Genomic DNA, 19810 nt, shown 5'->3' with positions numbered 1-19810 from the left:
GAATACAGTTCCAAAATGATTTTTTCGGAAGCCATGTCCCATTGGTCATTGGCAAATTTGAACCGGGAAAGTCTGTTGACTTCATGATCTCCTGTCGGGCTATAAAAAACAAAAACAAATCCGTTATTTGCAAAATTCGGGTCTTTTTGAATCCCCATCAAACCTTCCTCAGCATTGACACCTCTCGCTTCTGATTTCCAATAGACATCAAGCTTTGCAACTTCTCTGACCACTGAATCACCGTTTTTGTACAAAAGTACCTCTCCTCTTCTCTGCGCAATCAAAATATCCAAATTGGGCAGAATTGTCATTTCCGTAGGTTCGGTGAACTCCCCTAGTATCAATGTTTTCTTCTCAAACCTGTTTTCTTCTGGAACCCTGTGAGTTTTGACTTTGGAATAATCTAAATTTTTATTTTCCCCTATCGCATATCTGATTCCTTCAAGAACATGTTGTAAAAACAATTCTTCTTCGAATGATTCATTGGTATGTCCACCAGCTGTGTAAAAAGCCCTGCCACCATCATATTCATGGTACCATGCCATCGGGTGAAATCCCATGGGTTTGGTATGTTTATAACTATCCTCATCAATATCAATCAGCACATTTACATCCGGATTGAGTTTTTTGAAATGATACCATTCATCTCTTCTGTTCCAGATTTCAGGTAAAAAACGGGTAGTGGGATGATTCCTGTCAGTAACATTCAAAGTTCCATCCTGAACATTGGGGTGAGGATCCCCTATACCTGGATGGTAAGAAAAATACCCGCCTGCAAGTCTATTGTACCAACCCCAATGATATTCAGTATCCGCAGCGGCATGTATTCCCACATAGCCACCCCCTGCCTGAATATATCTCTCAAAATCTGCTTTCTGATAATGGTCAAGAACCTCACCGGTAGTGCTGAGCCAAATGACAGCAGCATATTGCTTTAGATTTTCTTCATTGATGAGTTCAGAATTGGTTGTAGTATCAACTTCAAATCCATTTTCTGATCCCAATTTCATGATGGCGGCTATTCCGTCTGGTATGGATTCATGATAAAAACCCGCGGTCTTACTGAATATAAGAACTTTGGGATCTCCGCTCCTTTTGTTGTTACAAGAAAATATGAGAAGTACAATTGAGAATAATAGAAGGAAACCTTTTTCCAGGGAATTAAGGGTTATCATAGGTTTAATTTTTGGGAAATATAATGAGAATTGAAGACTGAAATTAAATCATTGGTACAAATGGATAATTATCAGTAAGGTTGGCAAATATGCGCAATCAATTTTAAACGAAAAGGGATTGAAATTCAAGACCTGAACAAAAATGGTCAGTTAGTTGCCTATGAAAACTGAGGTTTAGAATTGAAGACAGGGCCAAAGGTTTGGTGAGGATGACCGAATCAAAAAATACAAATAGAATTAAATTCAGAGACTGCTAAATATCATGATCTCAATTTCCGCAGGAATAACTTTCATAGTCTTCCTGAAAAATTGACCATAACTTATCATCCTCGTCACGGTAAGTAATCGTACCGGTTTTGCTATTTCTCCTGATATCGCGGCTGATTTCCAGAATAGTCCCATCATTCATGACCACAGTGCAGGTTTGATTGATAGTTTCTACCTCAAGACAGGCACCTGTAATTAACATCAAGCAGCAAAAGACCAAAATCCTTATCATAATCCAATTCATTTTAAACAACCTCAAAAATAGTGTTTTCATCCAAACCACAAATGCAATCCATACAAACTTTTGATCTTCAGTAATTATTCTGAAACCATCTGATCATCAAAGAGTCAACGACTCGATAATATCTATCTCCTAATTCATCATAATCAAAATAAACTATTTCCTTTTCAATCAGAGCGTCCAAGGACCTCAATACTCCTGCAGAACTCTTCAAATCGTGCTTTTTCAAAAAATCTCCTGCTGTTGGAGAAAACACCTTTTCCTCTTTTGCTATTGCAGTCAACACATCCCATTGTGCCTTGGTAAGTAGATTTCTGATATTAAAATAGGTATGTTCGATCTCCTCCATGATTCGCATTGCCTCAACTTTCCATGCCAATGAAATCAACTTCTTGTGTCCTGCATGGTAAATCCTATTACACAACAACTGAACATAGTATGTATGCACATCTGCCCATTCAAGCAATTCATTGATAGCCGCTTCATCCACTTTCCATTTCGCATTCTCAAATTTCTCTTTGATAAACTCCTCATAAATTTCTTTATCAATTTTACCTAACCTTATGAAACTGGTACTGCTGAAAAATGGTCTGTTTGGATGGTTAAACAATTCGGTCATGATATGATGCTGACTTCCAGAAAATATAAACACCACGTTTTTCAATTGCTGTACGACACCTCTTAGCCATGCATCTACATTTTTTTCTGGGTATTGGGTGATCTGCTGAAACTCATCGATAGAAATCAAAACAGGGACTTTTTGTACCTCCAAAATCTCAAAAATTGCTTTAATATTTTGTTTGGCAACCTCTGGCTGAACATCAAAACTCACACTTGGTAATCCTGAAAGTTCATTGAACTGAATGGTAGGTTTGATCGATTTCATGAAATTCCAAATTTTTCTTCCCATAGAACTTTTTTCTTCTAGGTTCTGAAGTATGGCAGTTGCCAATTCGTTAAGAAGTTCAGCGAAATTTTCAGTCTTGTAAATATCCAGATAAAGTGACATCCAGTTATTGCCAAGCGTGTGTTCAACATGTTTGATCAAAGCAGTTTTGCCCATACGTCTCACGGAAACCAAAGTAATGGACTGCCCACCTTCCAATAATCTTATGATTTTGGAGGTTTCTTCTAGCCTATCACAGAAATTTTCAGGACCCGTATATCCAGTTGTCGGAAATGGAGTTTCTCCTTTCATAACTGAAATTTATGTAACAAAATGTTACTAACAAAATGTTACTAACATTTTGTTACATAAAAACATCATTTATAGCACTATATAGGTATATAAAAGAAAAAAGGCCAAATAAATCGGTCTTTTTTACTTTATTTTTTATAGATTTTTATAGAATAATTTTAATATCTATGGCATCAATGCAGCTACTCCAGGCAATACTTTACCTTCCATATGTTCGAGTAAAGCACCTCCACCGGTAGAAACATAAGATACCTTTTCTCCAAATCCAAATTTGTTGACCGCAGCAGCAGAATCTCCTCCACCGATAAGTGAGAATGCACCACCTTCGGTAGCCTCGGCTATTGCCTCAGCTACTGCAATGGTTCCATTGACAAAGCTGCTCATTTCAAACACACCCATTGGACCGTTCCAAAGGATAGTTTTGGAGGATTTGATCACATCTGCAAACAATTTTCTGGTTTCGGGTCCGATATCCAATCCCATCCATCCATCAGGTATTTCACCGGCCTTGGCAAGGCCTTGTTCCGCATCATTGGCAAAAGCTTTGGAGGTAACAGTATCCAATGGCAGGATAATATTCACTCCTTTTTCTTCGGCCTTGTTCATCAACTCCAAAACAAAGTCAAGTTTATCTTCTTCACATAGGGAATCTCCAATTTTTCCTCCTTTGGCTTTGGAAAACGTATATGACATACCTCCGCCGATAATCAGATTATCCACTTTCTCCAATAACCTTTCAATAATCAATATCTTATCGGATATTTTAGCACCTCCCATAATCGCAGTATAAGGTTTTTCGGGATTTTCAAGAACCTTATCCGCATTTTCCAATTCAGACTGAAGTAGATAGCCACTTGCCTTGGTACTAAAATACTGGGCAATCACTGCAGTAGATGCATGTGCCCTATGGGCAGTTCCAAAAGCATCATTTACATACACATCCCCAAGTGCTGCAAGTTTTTTGGCAAACTCCTCATCGCCATTTTCCTCTTCTTTATAAAATCTCAGATTTTCCAAAAGCAATATCTCACCGGGTTTTAGCCCTGATGCAAGATTTTTTGCTTCTTGGCCTATACAATCCGGAGCGAATTTGACCGAATGGCCAACCAATTTTTGAAGGTCATTGATTATGTGTTTTAAGGAGTATTTTTCAGTTGGACCATCTTTTGGTCTTCCCAAGTGGGACATTAAAATTACCGAACCGCCATCATCAAGAATTTTTTCTATAGTTGGTATAGCTGAACTTATCCTTGTATCATCACTTACGTTTTGGTGCTCATCCAAGGGCACATTGAAATCAACCCTTACCAAGGCTTTTTTTCCTTTGAAGTCCAGATTGTCTACACTTTTGATTCTGCTGTTCATGTTTATAATTGTTTAAAAGGTTCTATGATAGAAGAAATATACTTATTGACTCAAGTCAATTCCATTCTTGTCAATATGATCTAATTTCTAATTAAAAGGCAACTCAAATTAATCAGATGTTGGATTGCAGTCTCTAGTAGTAGCCGCTCTTTTCAACCTGTCGTTGACTGCCCTGCCCAAACCCTGTTCAGGCAAAAGTTCTGATAAAATTACGGAAACATCCATGGTATCCAAAGCCCTCATAGATGCAAATAAATTTTTAGCTGCTTCATTAAGGTTTCCACTTGGACTGAGTTGGACTTGTTTGCCAGTCGATACATTCCTTGAACCATCTCCAAAAGACAAGACCGCAAAAGTTATTCCCTTTGATTGATATTCTTCAATCAAAGTTTTAAGATCTCCAAGGATAAATGGTTTTTGCGGAGCATAATGGCTTTTTAACATCCCGGGAGATTTGGGATTACTACTGGATTGGGTCCTCACTTTCACATTCCCAACCAAAGCTTCTATATCTTTTACATCAAGCCCCCCGAGTCTATAAATCACCACCTCATTATTTTCAACTCCAACAATAGTACTTTCCAGTCCAACTTCGCAAGGTCCCCCATCCAAAATATAAGGGATTTTATCGCCCAATTGGTCATTGACATGGGAGGCCTTGGTAGGACTGATGTAGCCAAAAGGATTGGCACTTGGTGCTGCCAATGGAAAATCCAATATATTCAATAAATCCATTGAGAGCGAATGGTCAGGTATCCTAACGGCGACCATATCCAATCCACTTGTGACAAGGTCAGGAACAATGTTTTTTTTGGAGAGCAATAGCGTCAGAGGTCCGGGCCAAAATTTCTCTCCCAAGAGTCTCAGTATTTCAGGAATTTCAATTGTAAAATCCAATACTCTTTCAATAGAAGAAGTATGAATTATCAAGGGATCAAAATCAGGTCTATTTTTAGTAGCGAAAATTTTAGCAACAGCATCCGGATTGAGTCCATTTCCTGCCAGCCCATATACAGTTTCAGTAGGAATCCCTACTAATTCTCCCCGCTCCAAAAAAGCTTTGGCTTTGGCAATATCTTGTCCTATTTCCGCCATTATTCTTTACAAAAATCTTCAATCCAAGATTTGGCTTCTGCGAAACCAAGATTAAGTGCCAATTTGAGATTTGCACAGCCATCGTCTTTCTGTCCAAATGCACTCATTTGAGTGACTCCCAAAAGATAATAAGCCGCCCCATTTCTATTGTCAAGATTGACTGTATTGACTAAAGATCCGATGGCAGCGACAGGGTCATTGTTCCCCAATTGTGCCTTTGCCCTATTAAAATGTGCCAAGGCTTGGTTTGAATCCGCCTGTATAACTATATCAAAATCAAAAATCGCATCTTCATATTCTTCTAGTCCAAGTAAAGCTAATCCCCTATTATAATTAACATCAATCTGTTGGGAATCTAGCCCATTGGCCATATTGTAATCCAATAGTGATTCTTTATACATTTTCTTTTCAAGGTAGGCATTCCCTCTGTTAAAGAATGGCTTATAAGAAGTACTGTCTTTTTCTATACTTTCTGAAAAAGACGCTATGGCTTCATCATATTTCGCTTGTTGAAACAATGCTACACCTTTGGCATTTAGGGCCGAAGTGTTTTCGGGATTTTTTTGAATCACTCTGTCAAAATAGGAAACTGATTGTTGATATTGAGAAGATTCCATTAGTTTCACTCCTTCATCAAAAAGTTCTTGCTCGGATGGACTACAAGAGAGAATCAGGGCCACTAAAGCAATCCAAATAAAGTATTTTTTCACGGATTTTTAAATTTTGGGCAAAGATAGGGAATTATGCTTTCTTGGAAGACTCTCCCAGCATTTTTGCTGCATATTCTGCTGGAACAGGAACAGGCTTCATGGTATCCATATCCACAGCAACCATAGTAGTCTCAGATTCAGCGAAAATTTTTACCTCACCTGATTCTGTTGGCCCCATTACTACTTGTTCCAGGATAAATGAGGATTTCCCTATTTTTATGCACTTAACATAAACAGTTGGCTTGTCCATTACATGGATAGGTTGTCTGTAATCAATCTGAACATTGGCTACAACTGTCCCTGTTTTCAAAATATCCCAACCACAAAACTCAAAAAGATAAGAAGCCCTAGCATGCTCGAAATAATTAAAAAAAATACCATTATTGACATGCATATAGCTGTCAATGTCTGAAAACCTTACTTGTATAGGCACTGAAAAAGAAAAAGAGGACAATACATCCTCTACATTATATTTTTTCATAGCAGAATTTCAGACTTACTGGTTTTTTCCAGCATTCTAAGAATTGATGGGTTGGGACCTACCAAATCCTCTACTGTATCAAATGGAATCCACGCCAAATCCTTACTTTCTTCAGAAATAATCAATGGTTCGTTCATTTCTGCTTCGATCAAGAAACGTACATCATAATGAAAATGCTCAGGGACATCTCCTCTCTGAGGTATGGTATGTCTGTCAATATCGAAAATTCCAGAATCCACTAATCGCAGTGAAGTTAGCCCACTTTCTTCCTGTGCTTCAGCCAACGCAACTTCAAGAAGATTTTCATGACCATCAGCATGTCCTCCCAATTGAAGCCAATTGTTAAGTTTTCTGTGAAGGGTCATCAATGTATGGGTTCTCCTTTTATTGACTATCCACGCAGATGCAGTGAAATGTCCCTGTAATCTCTCCCTTACAAAAGCCAGGTCATCATGGGTAAGTTCTATGAAATCCTGAACAAATGACCCTTCTTCTTCAAAAGGGGTACGGTACCTTTCAAGATTTTCTCTTAGTTTTTTTCTGTTCATAATTTCATTGGCTTTGGAATAATTCTTCGATAAAAAGATCAAACGGTCTTGCCTCAAGGTAAAGATGATCTGAGTAAACGGTGACTAGAACCTTAAGGAAGCTGGGCTTATCGTTGATACTTACCTTTTCAATGCTGACATTACCAAACATTTGATCTAATTTTTCGGTAAAATCAACGTTTCTGAGGGGTGGTTTAAAATATTGTTTTTCAATCATCCTGACATTTTCCTGAATTTCTTCAATTTTTCTGTCAAGACTTACACGTTGATATCCCAAATCTAACATTCGCCTGCCAAAAGCAAAGAAAAGTTGAGAAAAAGTTTTTTCATTAAATGGACTTTCGTAAGAAACTGCAAATCCATTAGCATAAGGACTCTTCAGAATATGAACTTCCGGGTGACTGTTCATTCCCGATGTTTTGAAATGATAATTTTTGAAAACCAAATTCATCAAAGCTTCCCCTTCATTGGATATCATCCAAGCGTCGGTATTTTCTATTTCGTCCGTTGTCTGAACAAAATTCTCTTTGATATTGACAGGATTTGATTTTTTTGGAAACAATTTTCCTAATACGTCATCTATAAAGGAAGCCATCAGTTTTTTATTTTATACATTCCATTAGGTTCTGACAAAATCAGACCTTCTTCTTCCATCTCACGTAGGATTTCAACGGTGTTTTTGTCATTTTTAAATCCAGGCAATTCCTGAATAGTACTTAAAGAAAACTCTTTTCCATCTCTTAAAGTTTGAATTATCTTTTCTTTCATGCTCAAATAGTATGTTTCAATTGATTTCTTTTTTTCAATACATACATCGCAAATACCACAATCATTCTCTACCAACTCTCCAAAATAAAATGAAATCTGATTGGCCCTGCAGGAAGCCGAATTTCTTACATAACTGATCATGGATTTGGCTTTTGAAACGGCATTTTGTCTTCTTTCTTCAATCCTTTTGGCATTTAAAGGCAGTTTTCCCGCGTCATACCTTTCGGTCAAAAAAGTGATCTGTGGAACGTCTTTTCGCTTGTCATATGCAAGAATCCCTACTTGATCCAAGTACTCAAGCTGTTGTAGCAAATCTTTTTCGGGCATCCCAAGGCTTTTGGCTAACTTGGATTCTTGGATTCTGATAAAATCCACAAATAGCTCACCACCATACATTCTCAACAGCACTTTGATCAAGACGTCCAACTTTGCATTGGCAATCTGAAATTCATACAATTTGCTCTGATCCACTAAAAAATGAATGGAAGAGGGAGAGAAAAAACTTTCATTGAGTTCCAATAAACCTTCTTCTTGTAATACTTTCAGTGAATTGTAAGTGGTCATTAAGTCCAGATTATATGTACCGGTGAAGGTAGAAATTTCAAATCCATAACTCTCCATAAATCCGCTGCCGACTGCCATTCTGAAATAATTTGCGAGGCTTTGGTACACTTTCTTAAGAAAATCAAGAGGAGGATAGGCAATGGTTGCCCTTTCTTCCAAAACTTTTAAATCCTGTTCATTCGTCAGCAATACCCCATAAGCTTTTTTCTCATCCCTCCCTGCGCGGCCTGCTTCCTGATAATAGTTTTCAAGGTGTTCCGGAAGGTCAAGGTGAATCACTAACCTTACATCAGGCTTATCTATCCCCATTCCAAATGCATTGGTGGCCACCATTACCCTTACCCTTCCCAGCTTCCAATCTTGTTGCCTGACTTCCCTAACTGCATTGTCCAGTCCTGCATGATAATACGTAGCAGAAATACCCATTTGATGGAGAACCGATGCAATCTCTTTGGTTCCTTTTCGGCTTCGTACATATAGGATCGCTGTACCGGGAACCTTTCTGAGAATATCGATTGATTTTTCCAGTTTGTTTTCGGCCATACGAACTGAATAACTGAGATTTTTTCGGGAAAAGGATTTGACAAAAATCTCAGGGGATTTCATCTCCAGTTTTTCCACAATATCCGCTTTGACCTTTAATGTCGCCGAAGCTGTCAAAGCCATACAGGGTACTTTGGGGTGAAACTCACGGATTTTAGCGATTTCAAGATAGGGCGGGCGAAAGTCATAACCCCATTGGGAAATACAGTGTGCCTCATCCACTGCGATCAGGTTGACTTTCATCTTCTTGAAGCGCTCGATAAAAATCTCAGTCTTGAGCCGCTCTGGAGAAACATATAAAAATTTATAATTTCCATAAATGCAATTGTCCAAAACCGTATCGATCTGCCTCTTTCCCATCCCGGAATAAATGGCAGCTGCCAATACCCCTTTTTTTTTGAGGTTATCGACCTGATCTTTCATCAGGGCAATTAAAGGACTGATCACCAAACAAATTCCATCCATTACCAAAGCAGGGACCTGAAAACAAATGGACTTCCCCCCTCCTGTAGGCAATAATGCCAAACAGTCTTTGCCTTGAATCACTGAGATAACAATATCCAACTGAACAGGACGAAAATCACTGAAACCAAAAACTGATTGGAGAATATCGTGGGCCCTGTCCTTCAAATTACCATTGTATAGATTCCTTGTTCAAAAATGCTGCAATTCCCTTTTGGCAATCTGCAGTACCTCTGGCTTTCGCATTCATGGAAGCAGCATATTCCAATCCATCGTCGAGACTTCTTTCCTGCACCTTTGCAATCATTTCCTTTGTCAATGCCATGGATTGACCGGAATTCTGTTTGATAAGCTTTTGAGCATATGTAAATACCTTATTCTCTAACTCATTCTCTTCAACAATCCAGTTGATCAATCCCATTTCCTTTGCTTCAGCTGCAGAAATCAGATCACCGTCCAATAATAACTGTTTGGCTTTTCCTTCCCCGATTTTCCTGATCAGAAAAACTTTCACAATGGCCGGAATAAACCCAATTTTCACCTCTGTATATCCGAATTTTGCTTCGTTTACTGAAAATGAAAAATCACATACGGTAGCCAAACCACATCCTCCGGCTATCGCATGCCCCTGAATCTCCGCAATGACCACTTTGGGCGAAGTGTAGATCATATAAAACAAATCCTTTAAACTACGGCTGTCAGCTAGATTTTCTTCATAAGTATTGCTTTGCAGGGATTGTAGGTATTTTAAGTCGGCACCCGAACAGAATACTTTTCCAGCAGCCTTTATAACGATGATTTTCACCTCTTTGTCTTCATTGAAATTTTGAATTCCACCTTTCAAAGCCACCACCATTTCCGAATTCAGTGCATTTCTTTTTTCTGGTCTGTTCAGTTCAAGATAGCCTATTCTATCTTTTACAAAAGCATTGAGGGGATGATTCATTTTTCGGTCTTTATTGTTAAACAAAGGAATGCTTATTCTATTGAAAGATAGAGTACAGCTTTTGCTCTTCCAAAATTCACCCTATTTAAATCGGACTTTAAGGGCTTTTTCACCCAAGTCCAATGTGTCGGATATTTTTGATTTTTGCCAAGAACCGTCTTTCCATTCGAAAACATCTTTATCCTGCAGGTTATCTGTGAGTATCAATAGTTGATCTTGAAGCAGAAGATTTCCATCAATTTCAGGCAAGATCAAATCCAGACCTTGCTCAGTTTGAAAAGCCAATATGGAATAGGAATTAAAGGTCTTTAATGCGCTTCTATTGGGTAAAATACTGTAAGTGTAATCTTTGGATATATTCTCCTCAAAAGAATACAAACTAGCCTTATATAAAAAATCCATTGCCTTGCCCTGATTCAATCCATAAATATATAGTTCTCTGTTTCTGTGTTGAAAAATAACGTCTATAACCCTAATAATTCCTGCGATAATTATCAGTGTTAAAAAAGTAATTCCCAGCTTTTTCCCAGGATAGACCCACAAAAGAAGAAAAAGAATCAGCAATGACCAATAGAAAGCCACCTCCCAAACTGAAAGGCTTATTTCAGAGATTTTTGAAGCTGGCAAATCCCGTATCCAAAAAACAATCACATTGACCATACCAATAAGCTTTTCGGTCAACCAAGCTAAAATTCCTGATAGAATCGGAACTTCTGCAACAACCATAAATGGCACCCCAAAAGACATAATCAAAAAAGCACCTGGTATCGCCACCAAATTGGACAAAATAAAATAAGTCGGGAAAATATGGAAATAGTAAGCAGAGATTGGAAATGTAGCCATCTGTGCAGCTATGCCAACTGTGCTGATCTGCCATACATATTCCAAAAATCGGTTTCCGGGCAGCCATAGTCTGACCAGCATAGGCTGAATCACCAAGATACCCAACAAAGCTATATAGGATAATTGAAAACCAACTGCATAAATCAGAAATGGATCTAAAACCAACAAAATCAGAGCAGATAAAGCTATGGCGTTGAAAATGGAGGGGCTCCTGGACTTCATCTGTGCCAAAGCCATCAGAGAAAACATGGTTGCCGCCCGCATCACAGAAGGGGACATTCCCGTCAACATTGCATAACCCCAAATCAGAATAATAATCAAAGATAAATACAGCACCCTTTTGGATACCTTCAGTCTAAAAGGTTTGACAAATAGAAAGAAAAATCCATAGATAATACCGACATGCAAACCTGAAACTGCCAATATATGCATGGCCCCTGCTGTAGAATAGGCCTCGCTTACTTCTTTGTCTAGGTTTTTTTTCTGCCCCAAAAGCAATGCTTTTGCGACTTGTAAATTTGCCTGCTCTTTAAAATAAAAATCCATTTTCTCCATAATTCTAGTCCTGATTCCAATAAAAAATTCCTCTACAGGTCTTTCATTTACCTTGCCAATCACTTCAAACCGATCTGCGATAAAATGCTGATGCGAAATCTTTTGTCTCATCATAAATCTTTGGTAATTGAATTCATTGGGGTTTTTAGGGCCTTGAATTGTCTGAGGATTCCCTGATACCAAAATAACATCTCCAGGGTAAAGTGGTTTCTCGGAGCGATGATAGATCAATAATTCTCCCGTGAAAGCTATTTCCTGCCCATCACTGAATCCCATCCTGACCAAAAACCTGTTCGCAATAGAATTTGGTTTTGCTTCATCATTTGACAGGACTGTACCTAAGTAACTTTGTATTGGCACCTCCACATTAAGGAGTTGATCGGGTTGATTTTTGATATCGGTATCATTGGCAAAATACAATCCGAAGAAAACAAATAGAATATAGGCCAAGTTGGGCAAAATGATTTTGAACCGATAGGCATGTTGGTAAATATTGATTCCAACCAAAATCAGGTAGACCAAGTAGACAGAGACGATTGTTACAAGAATGACATTCCTAGGAATATTCTCTCCAAAAAAGGAATAAATTACAACCCCTAGGATGAAAAAAACCACGTACCTCAAAAAAGGAAATTCAGAGAACCTCATAGCAGAAAAGTTTCTATGAATTTACCTATAAAAAAAGAAAAAGGAGCCCCTTCGAGCTCCTTTAACTTGAAATTAATCGGATAAATTTAAAATCTATAACCTACATTGAAGCCAGCTTTGAATTCCACAGCAGAAAATTTATCAGCAACTTCTTGGGAAAACCCACGGGCAATAGATGCAAAAGGACCGAATGCAAAATTGTTGAAATTCCATCTATAACCACCAATCAGACCGATGTAGCCAGAATTCATGTTGGTAATGGAGATGGTATTGTCCAAAGCCTCTCTGTATTCGCCAAAACGATATTTAAAGAATGGAGAGACATAAACCTTTCCATTATCATCACCAGCAAAATAAAAATTATAAGAAGCCAGAACTGAAGTAACGGAAAAATCTCTGCCATTCTTTGCAGAACTGTAACCAAATCTGTCATTAACATGCAATTCCACACCTATTGATTGGTCTGAACTCGTAAATTGTTCATATCCCAATTCAACAGATCCCAAGAAAATAGTGTTTAGAAAATTGAGTCTCACTTCGCCTTTGGGATCCACTAATGATTGAGAAAACACCGGGGCAGTTGCAAGTGAAAAACCTATGATTGCTAAAATTAATTTTTTCATGATTAAAATTTTAATTCAAATATTATAGTTTTTTTCGGATTACAAATATAATTCCATTTTAAAATGCTGAATATTACATTCCTCAAACATTTCACCAACTTTTTGAAAACCAAACTTGGCATACAAAGGCATTGCATCCAATTGTGCATGCATATACAGTTTCTTACCTTTTGATTCAGAATGTGCTGCTATATCTTCCACAACTGCCTTCACAAGAGCCAAACCGACGCCCTTTGACCTCATGGGTTTTAGCACTGCAAATCTTTCCAATTTGACACCTTTTTCCGTAAACCTCCATCGGGCAGTCCCGGCAGGTTGGCCATTTACTTTTGCTAAAAAATGGGTTGAAGAAGATTCAAATTCATCATACTCCTCTGAAGGATCCACTTCCTGTTCTATAACAAATACATCCTCTCTGATCTTAAAGATGGTATTAATCTGCTCCTCCGTCAGTACTTTTTCCACCAGGATTAGCTGTTCTTCTTTCTTCTCTTTGGTTTTCATCTTTTTCGTACGCTTCTATGATTGATTTGACCAATTTATGTCTGATTACATCTTTTCCACTTAGAGTAACTATGCCAATATTCTTCACATCCCTCAATACATGTAATGCTTCTTTCAGCCCTGATTTCTGACGGTTGGGTAAATCTACTTGAGTTTGATCTCCTGTAATGATCACTTTGGAATTGGGACCCATCCGGGTCAAAAACATCTTTATCTGCTCATTTGTTGTATTCTGAGCTTCATCTAACAATACAAATGCATCATGCAATGTTCTTCCCCTCATGTAGGCCAAAGGCGCAATTTCAATTACCCTTGTTTCCTGATAATATTTTAATTTTTCAGGTGGAACCATATCCGAAAGTGCGTCATAAATTGGTCTCAAATAAGGATCAAGTTTTTCCTGCAAATCGCCGGGCAAAAAACCGAGGTTTTCTCCAGCTTCAACCGCAGGCCTCGTAATGATAATTCTTTTGACTTCCCTATTTTTCAATGCCCTAACAGCCAAAGCAACAGCGATATAGGTCTTCCCTGTTCCTGCAGGTCCAAGCGCAAAAACCAGGTCATTTTTAAAAGCTGACTCAACTAATTTCCTTTGGTTGGGTGATTTGGGTTTGACCACCAAGCCTTTGTTACCATAGAGAATGACATCATCTTTTTGGTTTTCTTCAAAAGGGGCACCTTCCAATGCAATATATTCCTTGACATTGTCAGGGGTCACATGTCCAAATCTGTGGAAATGTTGCAACAGCATATTAAGAAGGTCATTGATTCTGAGGATTTCGGGTGCACGGCCTTGAATCCGAATTTCATTACCTCTTGATACAATTTTGCTTTGGGGAAAAGCGGAAGCTATCTGACGGATATTCTCATTTTCTGATCCTAAAAAGTCCAGCAGCGGAATGTTTTCTAACGTAATTACCTTTTCTACCAAGCTATTCTATTTGATTTATGAATTGTCTTATGGTGTAAGGATAAAATCCCTAATTTTGTTCACAGCTATCACAAAAATACTAAATTTTAACAGACTTGCTTCTATGGCATTGATAACATTCACCTCAGATTTTGGAGACGGGGACTTTTACGTCCCAGCAGTTAAGGCTAAAATGTTATCCATCAACCCCCAACTTAACATTGTGGATATAACCCACAAAGTTGATGTTTACGATATTGCACATGCGGCCTTTATCCTGAAATCCATCTATAAGGATTTTCCAAAAGGAACTGTACATCTTGTAGCCATGAACAGCACTAGCAGTACCTCTGAAGGCTATATTGGCATCAAACTCGATGAACATATTTTCCTTGGCCCAAATAACGGTGTACTCAGTTTATTGTCAGAATTCGATCCGGGGATCGTGGTCAAGTTTGCGGATGTTCATGTGAAGGCAAGTACCTTTCCGGTTAAGGATATCCTTGCACCCATCGCTGCAAAGGTGGCTTCAGGTGCCGCCATCCATGATTTTGGCGGACCATTGATGCAGATCAAAAAGATGATTCCCCGACAGTTCAAAGCTTCGAAAAAGCAGATTTTGGGTCATGTGATCCGGGTGGACAATTATGGTAACCTGATCACCAATATCCCCAAAAGTGTTTTCGAAACGCTTAACCCGGGAAAATACAGCCTTGAATTCGGAAGGGAAAAACTCCCAAAACTTAACCAAACTTATGATGATGTAGATGCGGGAGATTGTTTTGCATTTTTCAACAGCATTGACCTACTGGAAATAGGTATCAACCTTGGGCATGGAGCAGATTTATTGGGACTGAGACATGACAGTCCCGTTTTTATCAATTTTCAAGTAGCGCAATAATGCTGATACGTGTAGTCAGAATGACCTTTATAGAAAATAAGGTGGGCGAGTTTTTGGAGAACTTTGAGGCTAATAAAGAAAAGATCAGAAATTTTCAGGGCTGTCATCATTTGGAACTTTGGCAGGATGAAAACCAAAAAAATATTTTCACAACGTATAGTCATTGGGTAAATGAAAAAGCGTTGAATCAATACCGTGATTCCGAGTTATTTAAATCTGTTTGGGCAGTTACCAAGCCACTTTTTGCCGAAAAGCCAATTGCTTTTAGTTCAAAAAAAATGTAGAACTGCCTTAAGTAGGCTTGCAAGGAAAAGAATCTTTACTCATATTTGCATCCCGCTCATCAAGGGACGGGGATAATTGAAATGCCCAGATGGCGGAATTGGTAGACGCGTTGGTCTCAAACACCAATGAGGTTACACTCGTGCCGGTTCGACTCCGGCTCTGGGTACAGAAGCTCACAGAAATGTGGGCTTTTTTTATGCCTATCCCCAAGAAATTTTGGCTAAAGCCTATTTGCATTATGCATTCATTTATGAATGGGCTAAAGCCACATTCCTATTGATATAAACCCCAAATTCACCTCAGTTACAAATAGAGTAAGCAGCATTCCTATTGATGTCATTATCTCCTATAAATTGCCTCCAGCTTCAGCTGGAGGATTTCAAAATGCACCCCAACCACCCAGGCTTTAGCCAAATTAAATCATCTATCCTTTGATCATACTATTATATTTTGGTTAAAGCCCATTTTGGATCATAAATTCATAAAAATGGTCTTTAGCCACATTCCTATTGATAATAATCTCAATCTTATTATGCACACCTCATCATCAATAGACTCCTGCTTTAGCTGGAGGAGAATAAAGTAATCCTAATCACCCCGGCTTTAGCCAAATTAAAAAACTACCCTTTAAATCTCTCGAACCTAAATTTTAGAATAAACTCTTCAGTTTCTTCCTGAAAAGTTTTTCGTTTATGATGTTCTTCTTGATTTCTGATATAATCCCTAACCTTTTCTAACAAAGACTCTGAAACGGAAACAGCAAAGTATTCATCCTGCCATTCAAATTTCTCAGAGGTTAGTTTGTTCTTGTTGATCCAAAAAGATGATTCACCCTTGATCAACTGCATGATTTTTTGTATTGTTTGATCTACACCAAGAGAAATCAGACAGTGGCAATGATCTGAATAACCGTTTACAAAATCTACAAAAACCCCCTTTTTCTGAGCGTTCTCCCTGATATGCTGCCAGACTTTCAATCTCAAATCTTTTGTGTTCAGAAATGGCACCCTGTCTTTAGTGCTCCAAACAAAGTGAATGTAAACCTTTACATTTGGCATAGAAAAAGTGGTTTAAATGAAAAATTTAATTAAGTATAGGTAATTTAAATAAATGAGATGAAATATTCAATCGTAAACAAAGGATCTCTTTTGGCTAAAGCCTATTTTTATTATGCATTCCTTTGTGAATCGGCTAAAGCCACATTCCTATTGATAAAAATCATGAAGAATGACTTACCTAATCCACCTGAAAATGGTAAGAGCCTATATTTAGACAAGCTTAGATACAACAATCCCCTTCAAAATTTCATTTGAAGGGGATTGTGCAATTTTTGGAAATAGTTTAAAATTACAACATTTAAATTTTTAAGAGATAACCATAGGTTTCAATTTACAAACCATAATACCGGACTACCTCATCATAATTGTCAAAATCCAAATCAGGCATATTTAGTCTTCCGCCTGGCATTTGGGTGATCGGGATGGTAATTACCCGTACCTCTCCATAATTTTCGCCAGGTCCAGCACTCCGTTGAGTTCTTACACTGACATTAGCGCCTATAGCCAACCACCATACTCGATAAGTAGAGTTACCACTGATACCCTGACCAGGAATCGGGTATTTAACATTAACACTTGTATCGACAAGGTACACAAAGAAAAGATTGGCATCTACCTGAGGACCAATTGCTGGAATACTGACAAAATAAGAGGCACTCACCGCATAATTATGGGCCGGAAAAGTGTAAAGCCTGACATTGGATTCCCCAGGTTCACCCTGTTCACCTTGAGGGCCTGTTGGGCCAGCGGGACCAGTTGGTCCAGTTGGACCCGCTGGGCCAGTCGGGCCAGCTGGACCAGTATTTCCTTGAGGTCCTTGCGGACCGGTTGCCCCAGTGGATCCGGGATTTCCCTGCGGGCCCTGATCTCCCTGTATACCTTGTTCTCCTTGTACACCTTGGGGACCTTCTGGTCCTTCAAACATCTCGCAAGATGCTACCAAAAACATAGAAATGATGAAAATTAAACTTGTAGACTTTTTCATGTGAAATGGATTATATGATTATTAAATAAAAACAACTAACCAACTTAAAAAGACACTCTACCTTAAAAGGATTTAATTAAATAGTCTTAGAGTAGATGTCAACAAATTTCCTATTGTAGATACAAAATAAATGTAATAAAAAAAAATTTTCCTGCAAGACCCGAACTTTCAATATGGAAGTTCTTCATCCCCAAAATCCAAGTCAAAATCTTTTGGAAGGTCTTTAAGTCGGTCGATACATGGACAATATTCTTTAAAAGCACAACCTTCAGGAGAGCCAGAACAATAATCAAAAACCATAAAGCCCTGATTAAAAATTGCTGTTTTTTCATTGAGGGTTTCCACCGTCATTGGATATGCAATGGGTATCGGCAGGTTGTCCGGTAATTCAATATCCAAATTCCAACTTTGCATCATTTTATTGAAAGCTTTGCAGATTGTAGTCATATCATCTTCAGAAAGTTGATCTGGGGGCGGGAAATCCTCCACTTTCAAACCGAAATAATCACCAAATGTGTTTGGCGGATCATGGGAAATCCAATTCTCGATTTCTTCAAAATGTTTTTCCAAATTTTGGGGATTTGAGAAATCCTCTTGGGTTTTCCCCATATAAGCCTCAGCAATATCTTCGAGCAAGTGTGGAATGTATGGATGCATTTTTCAGGATTGATTAAACTAACATAATATCACTGCACAGCTTTTTGTCTTGATCTAATTTATTTCTATTTTCACTTTAAAACAAACCAATGGAAATTATCACTTACACCAACTTCAGGCAAAATCTTAAAAAATATTTGGACAAAGTATTTACTGATGACAGTCCCCTTTTTGTCACAAGGACCGATGGTAAAGATGTCTTAATACTTTCCAAATCGGATTATGAAAGTATGCAGGAAACGTTCTATTTGATGAAAAGTCCAAAGAACGCCGAACGTTTACTTCGGGGATTGAAAGAGTATAAAAAAGGATAACAGAGCTTTTCGAGAATCAAGAGCTTATTTCAATTTATTTCATGCAAGTATATTTCAACAATATTTCGTGAAACCTATTTCTACTTGATTTCCTTTATTCTCCCCCTAAACTCCTCCAACCCCTTATCCCCAAAATCCAAGTGCGTCACAAACCGGATCTGATCTTTTCCGAATCGGACTCCTTTGATTTCTTTTGCAGCAAGTTTGTGGAGCATTTCTTCAGGGGAGATTCCATTTAGTCTGGCAATGACAATATTGGTAGCAACCGGAAAAACTGCTGAAACCAAGGGGTGATTTTCCAGCATTTTACCTAATTCCTTTGCACGGGCATGGTCTTCTTTTAACCTTTCCACATGATTATCCAAAGCATAAATCCCTGCTGCTGCCAAAAACCCTGCCTGCCTCATCCCACCCCCAAAGGCCTTTCTGACTTTTCTTGCCTGTTTGATATCGGCTTTGGTTCCCAAAAGAACCGAACCCACCGGACAACTTAATCCTTTGCTCAGACAAACAGAAATAGTATCAAACAGGGAACCCCAATCCTTTGGATGATCTCCCGTTTCCACCAAGGCATTGAAAATCCTGGCACCATCCAGATGCAGTTTGAGCCCGTGGTGATTACATTGTTCTCTGATAGGTCTTACTTCCTCTAAAGTATAAATACTCCCCCCTCCTTTGTTCATGGTGTTTTCCAGGGAAACCAAAGTAGTCTCACAGGCATGTACATCGTCTGGACTGATATTTTCCGCAATATCCTGAGCGCTAATTTTGCCATAATCTCCATCCAAGAGTTTGACAGAAGCATGGGAATTGGACATGATACCCCCTCCCTCGTAAAGATAGATATGGGAATATTTATGGCAGATGACCTCTGTCTGTGGTCTGGTGTGCAACCGGATAGCAATCTGATTGGTCATGGTACCGGAGGGACAGAACAGCCCTGCTTCCATTCCAAAAATCCTAGCCAATTTTTGCTCTAAGGCATTTACAGTTGGATCTTCTCCAAACACATCATCCCCAACTTCTGCTGCCCACATGGCTTCAAGCATTCCTTTTGTGGGTTTGGTTAGGGTATCTGAACGTAAATCTATAATCATATTATTATTGAATGGTTTAAAATATGCGTTGCGAAATAAAACGAAATATGCCTTCGGCGAAATAATT

General features: G+C 38.5%; 22 protein-coding genes and 1 tRNA gene. 4 read left to right on the top strand and 19 right to left on the bottom strand.

All coding sequences use genetic code 11. The features are described 5' to 3' along the window. The 15 genes from ACEW8U_RS19050 to ACEW8U_RS18980 all read right to left on the bottom strand — a co-directional run. On the bottom strand, nucleotides 1–1175 hold a 1175-nt coding region (locus ACEW8U_RS19050; RefSeq protein WP_373523649.1), incomplete at its 3' end, for a ThuA domain-containing protein. Nucleotides 1176–1443: 268 nt separating this feature from the next. After that, nucleotides 1444–1674: a hypothetical protein gene (locus tag ACEW8U_RS19045; RefSeq protein ID WP_373523648.1), complete on the bottom strand. Its 231-nt coding sequence runs from the start codon at nucleotides 1672–1674 to the stop codon at nucleotides 1444–1446. Between the two features lie 79 nt (nucleotides 1675–1753). Beyond that, on the bottom strand, nucleotides 1754–2881 hold the full coding sequence (locus ACEW8U_RS19040) for an ATP-binding protein (RefSeq protein WP_373523647.1): 1128 nt from the start codon (nucleotides 2879–2881) through the stop codon (nucleotides 1754–1756). Between the two features lie 165 nt (nucleotides 2882–3046). Then, nucleotides 3047–4246 carry a phosphoglycerate kinase gene (gene pgk / locus ACEW8U_RS19035; RefSeq protein ID WP_373523646.1) on the bottom strand — a complete coding sequence of 400 codons (1200 nt, stop codon included), beginning with the start codon at nucleotides 4244–4246 and terminating at the stop codon, nucleotides 3047–3049. 108 nt (nucleotides 4247–4354) lie between these two features. Continuing rightward, nucleotides 4355–5341, bottom strand: coding sequence for an L-threonylcarbamoyladenylate synthase (locus tag ACEW8U_RS19030; RefSeq protein WP_373523645.1), 987 nt, complete (start codon nucleotides 5339–5341; stop codon nucleotides 4355–4357). Continuing rightward, on the bottom strand, nucleotides 5341–6051 hold the full coding sequence (locus ACEW8U_RS19025) for a tetratricopeptide repeat protein (RefSeq protein WP_373523644.1): 711 nt from the start codon (nucleotides 6049–6051) through the stop codon (nucleotides 5341–5343). The genes ACEW8U_RS19030 and ACEW8U_RS19025 overlap by 1 nt, the downstream gene beginning before the upstream one ends. A 31-nt stretch (nucleotides 6052–6082) precedes the next feature. Then, a complete protein-coding gene (locus tag ACEW8U_RS19020) occupies nucleotides 6083–6532 on the bottom strand; it encodes an acyl-CoA thioesterase (RefSeq protein ID WP_373523643.1) in 450 nt (149 codons plus the stop codon). Next, a complete protein-coding gene (locus tag ACEW8U_RS19015; RefSeq protein WP_373523642.1) occupies nucleotides 6529–7080 on the bottom strand; it encodes an NUDIX hydrolase in 552 nt (183 codons plus the stop codon). Before ACEW8U_RS19015 ends, ACEW8U_RS19020 begins: the two co-directional genes overlap by 4 nt. A gap of 4 nt (nucleotides 7081–7084) precedes the next feature. Beyond that, on the bottom strand, nucleotides 7085–7675 hold the full coding sequence (locus tag ACEW8U_RS19010; RefSeq protein WP_373523641.1) for a hypothetical protein: 591 nt from the start codon (nucleotides 7673–7675) through the stop codon (nucleotides 7085–7087). Beyond that, nucleotides 7675–9585, bottom strand: coding sequence for an ATP-dependent DNA helicase RecQ (locus tag ACEW8U_RS19005; RefSeq protein ID WP_373523640.1), 1911 nt, complete (start codon nucleotides 9583–9585; stop codon nucleotides 7675–7677). Before ACEW8U_RS19005 ends, ACEW8U_RS19010 begins: the two co-directional genes overlap by 1 nt. A gap of 1 nt (nucleotide 9586) precedes the next feature. Next, nucleotides 9587–10363 (bottom strand): enoyl-CoA hydratase/isomerase family protein, encoded by a 777-nt coding sequence (locus ACEW8U_RS19000; protein ID WP_373523639.1) that lies wholly within the window; start codon nucleotides 10361–10363, stop codon nucleotides 9587–9589. Nucleotides 10364–10444: 81 nt separating this feature from the next. Next, a complete protein-coding gene (locus ACEW8U_RS18995; protein ID WP_373523638.1) occupies nucleotides 10445–12409 on the bottom strand; it encodes a ComEC/Rec2 family competence protein in 1965 nt (654 codons plus the stop codon). An 86-nt stretch (nucleotides 12410–12495) separates the two neighbouring features. Continuing rightward, the gene (locus ACEW8U_RS18990; RefSeq protein ID WP_373523637.1) at nucleotides 12496–13032 is read right to left on the bottom strand and encodes a DUF3575 domain-containing protein; all 537 of its coding nucleotides are present in this window, start codon (nucleotides 13030–13032) and stop codon (nucleotides 12496–12498) included. A 39-nt stretch (nucleotides 13033–13071) separates the two neighbouring features. Then, nucleotides 13072–13536 carry a GNAT family N-acetyltransferase gene (locus ACEW8U_RS18985; RefSeq protein WP_373523636.1) on the bottom strand — a complete coding sequence of 155 codons (465 nt, stop codon included), beginning with the start codon at nucleotides 13534–13536 and terminating at the stop codon, nucleotides 13072–13074. Beyond that, entirely contained in the window at nucleotides 13466–14467 is a 1002-nt protein-coding gene (locus ACEW8U_RS18980; protein ID WP_373523635.1) for a PhoH family protein, read from the bottom strand. Before ACEW8U_RS18980 ends, ACEW8U_RS18985 begins: the two co-directional genes overlap by 71 nt. Before the next feature lie 103 nt (nucleotides 14468–14570). On the opposite strand from ACEW8U_RS18980, the gene ACEW8U_RS18975 reads away from it, so the two are divergent. The 3 genes from ACEW8U_RS18975 to ACEW8U_RS18965 all read left to right on the top strand — a co-directional run bounded on the left by ACEW8U_RS18975 (nucleotide 14571) and on the right by ACEW8U_RS18965 (nucleotide 15798). After that, complete coding sequence (locus ACEW8U_RS18975) at nucleotides 14571–15347, top strand: S-adenosyl-l-methionine hydroxide adenosyltransferase family protein (RefSeq protein ID WP_373523634.1); 777 nt, start codon at nucleotides 14571–14573, stop codon at nucleotides 15345–15347. Beyond that, a complete protein-coding gene (locus ACEW8U_RS18970; RefSeq protein WP_373523633.1) occupies nucleotides 15347–15631 on the top strand; it encodes a putative quinol monooxygenase in 285 nt (94 codons plus the stop codon). Before ACEW8U_RS18975 ends, ACEW8U_RS18970 begins: the two co-directional genes overlap by 1 nt. A gap of 83 nt (nucleotides 15632–15714) precedes the next feature. Beyond that, nucleotides 15715–15798 (top strand) — tRNA-Leu (locus ACEW8U_RS18965). A 454-nt stretch (nucleotides 15799–16252) separates the two neighbouring features. Here the strand turns inward: ACEW8U_RS18965 and tnpA are convergent. The 3 genes from tnpA to ACEW8U_RS18950 all read right to left on the bottom strand — a co-directional run bounded on the left by tnpA (nucleotide 16253) and on the right by ACEW8U_RS18950 (nucleotide 18332). After that, nucleotides 16253–16690 carry an IS200/IS605 family transposase gene (gene tnpA, locus ACEW8U_RS18960; RefSeq protein WP_373523632.1) on the bottom strand — a complete coding sequence of 146 codons (438 nt, stop codon included), beginning with the start codon at nucleotides 16688–16690 and terminating at the stop codon, nucleotides 16253–16255. 331 nt (nucleotides 16691–17021) lie between these two features. Continuing rightward, nucleotides 17022–17675 (bottom strand): hypothetical protein, encoded by a 654-nt coding sequence (locus tag ACEW8U_RS18955; RefSeq protein WP_373523631.1) that lies wholly within the window; start codon nucleotides 17673–17675, stop codon nucleotides 17022–17024. Nucleotides 17676–17843: 168 nt separating this feature from the next. Beyond that, the gene (locus ACEW8U_RS18950; RefSeq protein WP_373523630.1) at nucleotides 17844–18332 is read right to left on the bottom strand and encodes a hypothetical protein; all 489 of its coding nucleotides are present in this window, start codon (nucleotides 18330–18332) and stop codon (nucleotides 17844–17846) included. Between the two features lie 89 nt (nucleotides 18333–18421). On the opposite strand from ACEW8U_RS18950, the gene ACEW8U_RS18945 reads away from it, so the two are divergent. After that, complete coding sequence (locus tag ACEW8U_RS18945; protein WP_373523629.1) at nucleotides 18422–18646, top strand: type II toxin-antitoxin system Phd/YefM family antitoxin; 225 nt, start codon at nucleotides 18422–18424, stop codon at nucleotides 18644–18646. 80 nt (nucleotides 18647–18726) lie between these two features. Here ACEW8U_RS18945 and ACEW8U_RS18940 read toward each other — a convergent pair whose 3' ends face one another. Further along, the gene (locus ACEW8U_RS18940; RefSeq protein WP_373523628.1) at nucleotides 18727–19743 is read right to left on the bottom strand and encodes a low specificity L-threonine aldolase; all 1017 of its coding nucleotides are present in this window, start codon (nucleotides 19741–19743) and stop codon (nucleotides 18727–18729) included. Nucleotides 19744–19810 lie beyond the last annotated feature (67 nt).

Origin of the sequence: Aquiflexum sp., assembly GCF_041751335.1 — a bacterium.
Classification (GTDB): Bacteria; Bacteroidota; Bacteroidia; order Cytophagales; family Cyclobacteriaceae; genus Aquiflexum.
This window is presented reverse-complemented; position numbering and strand designations above follow the sequence as displayed.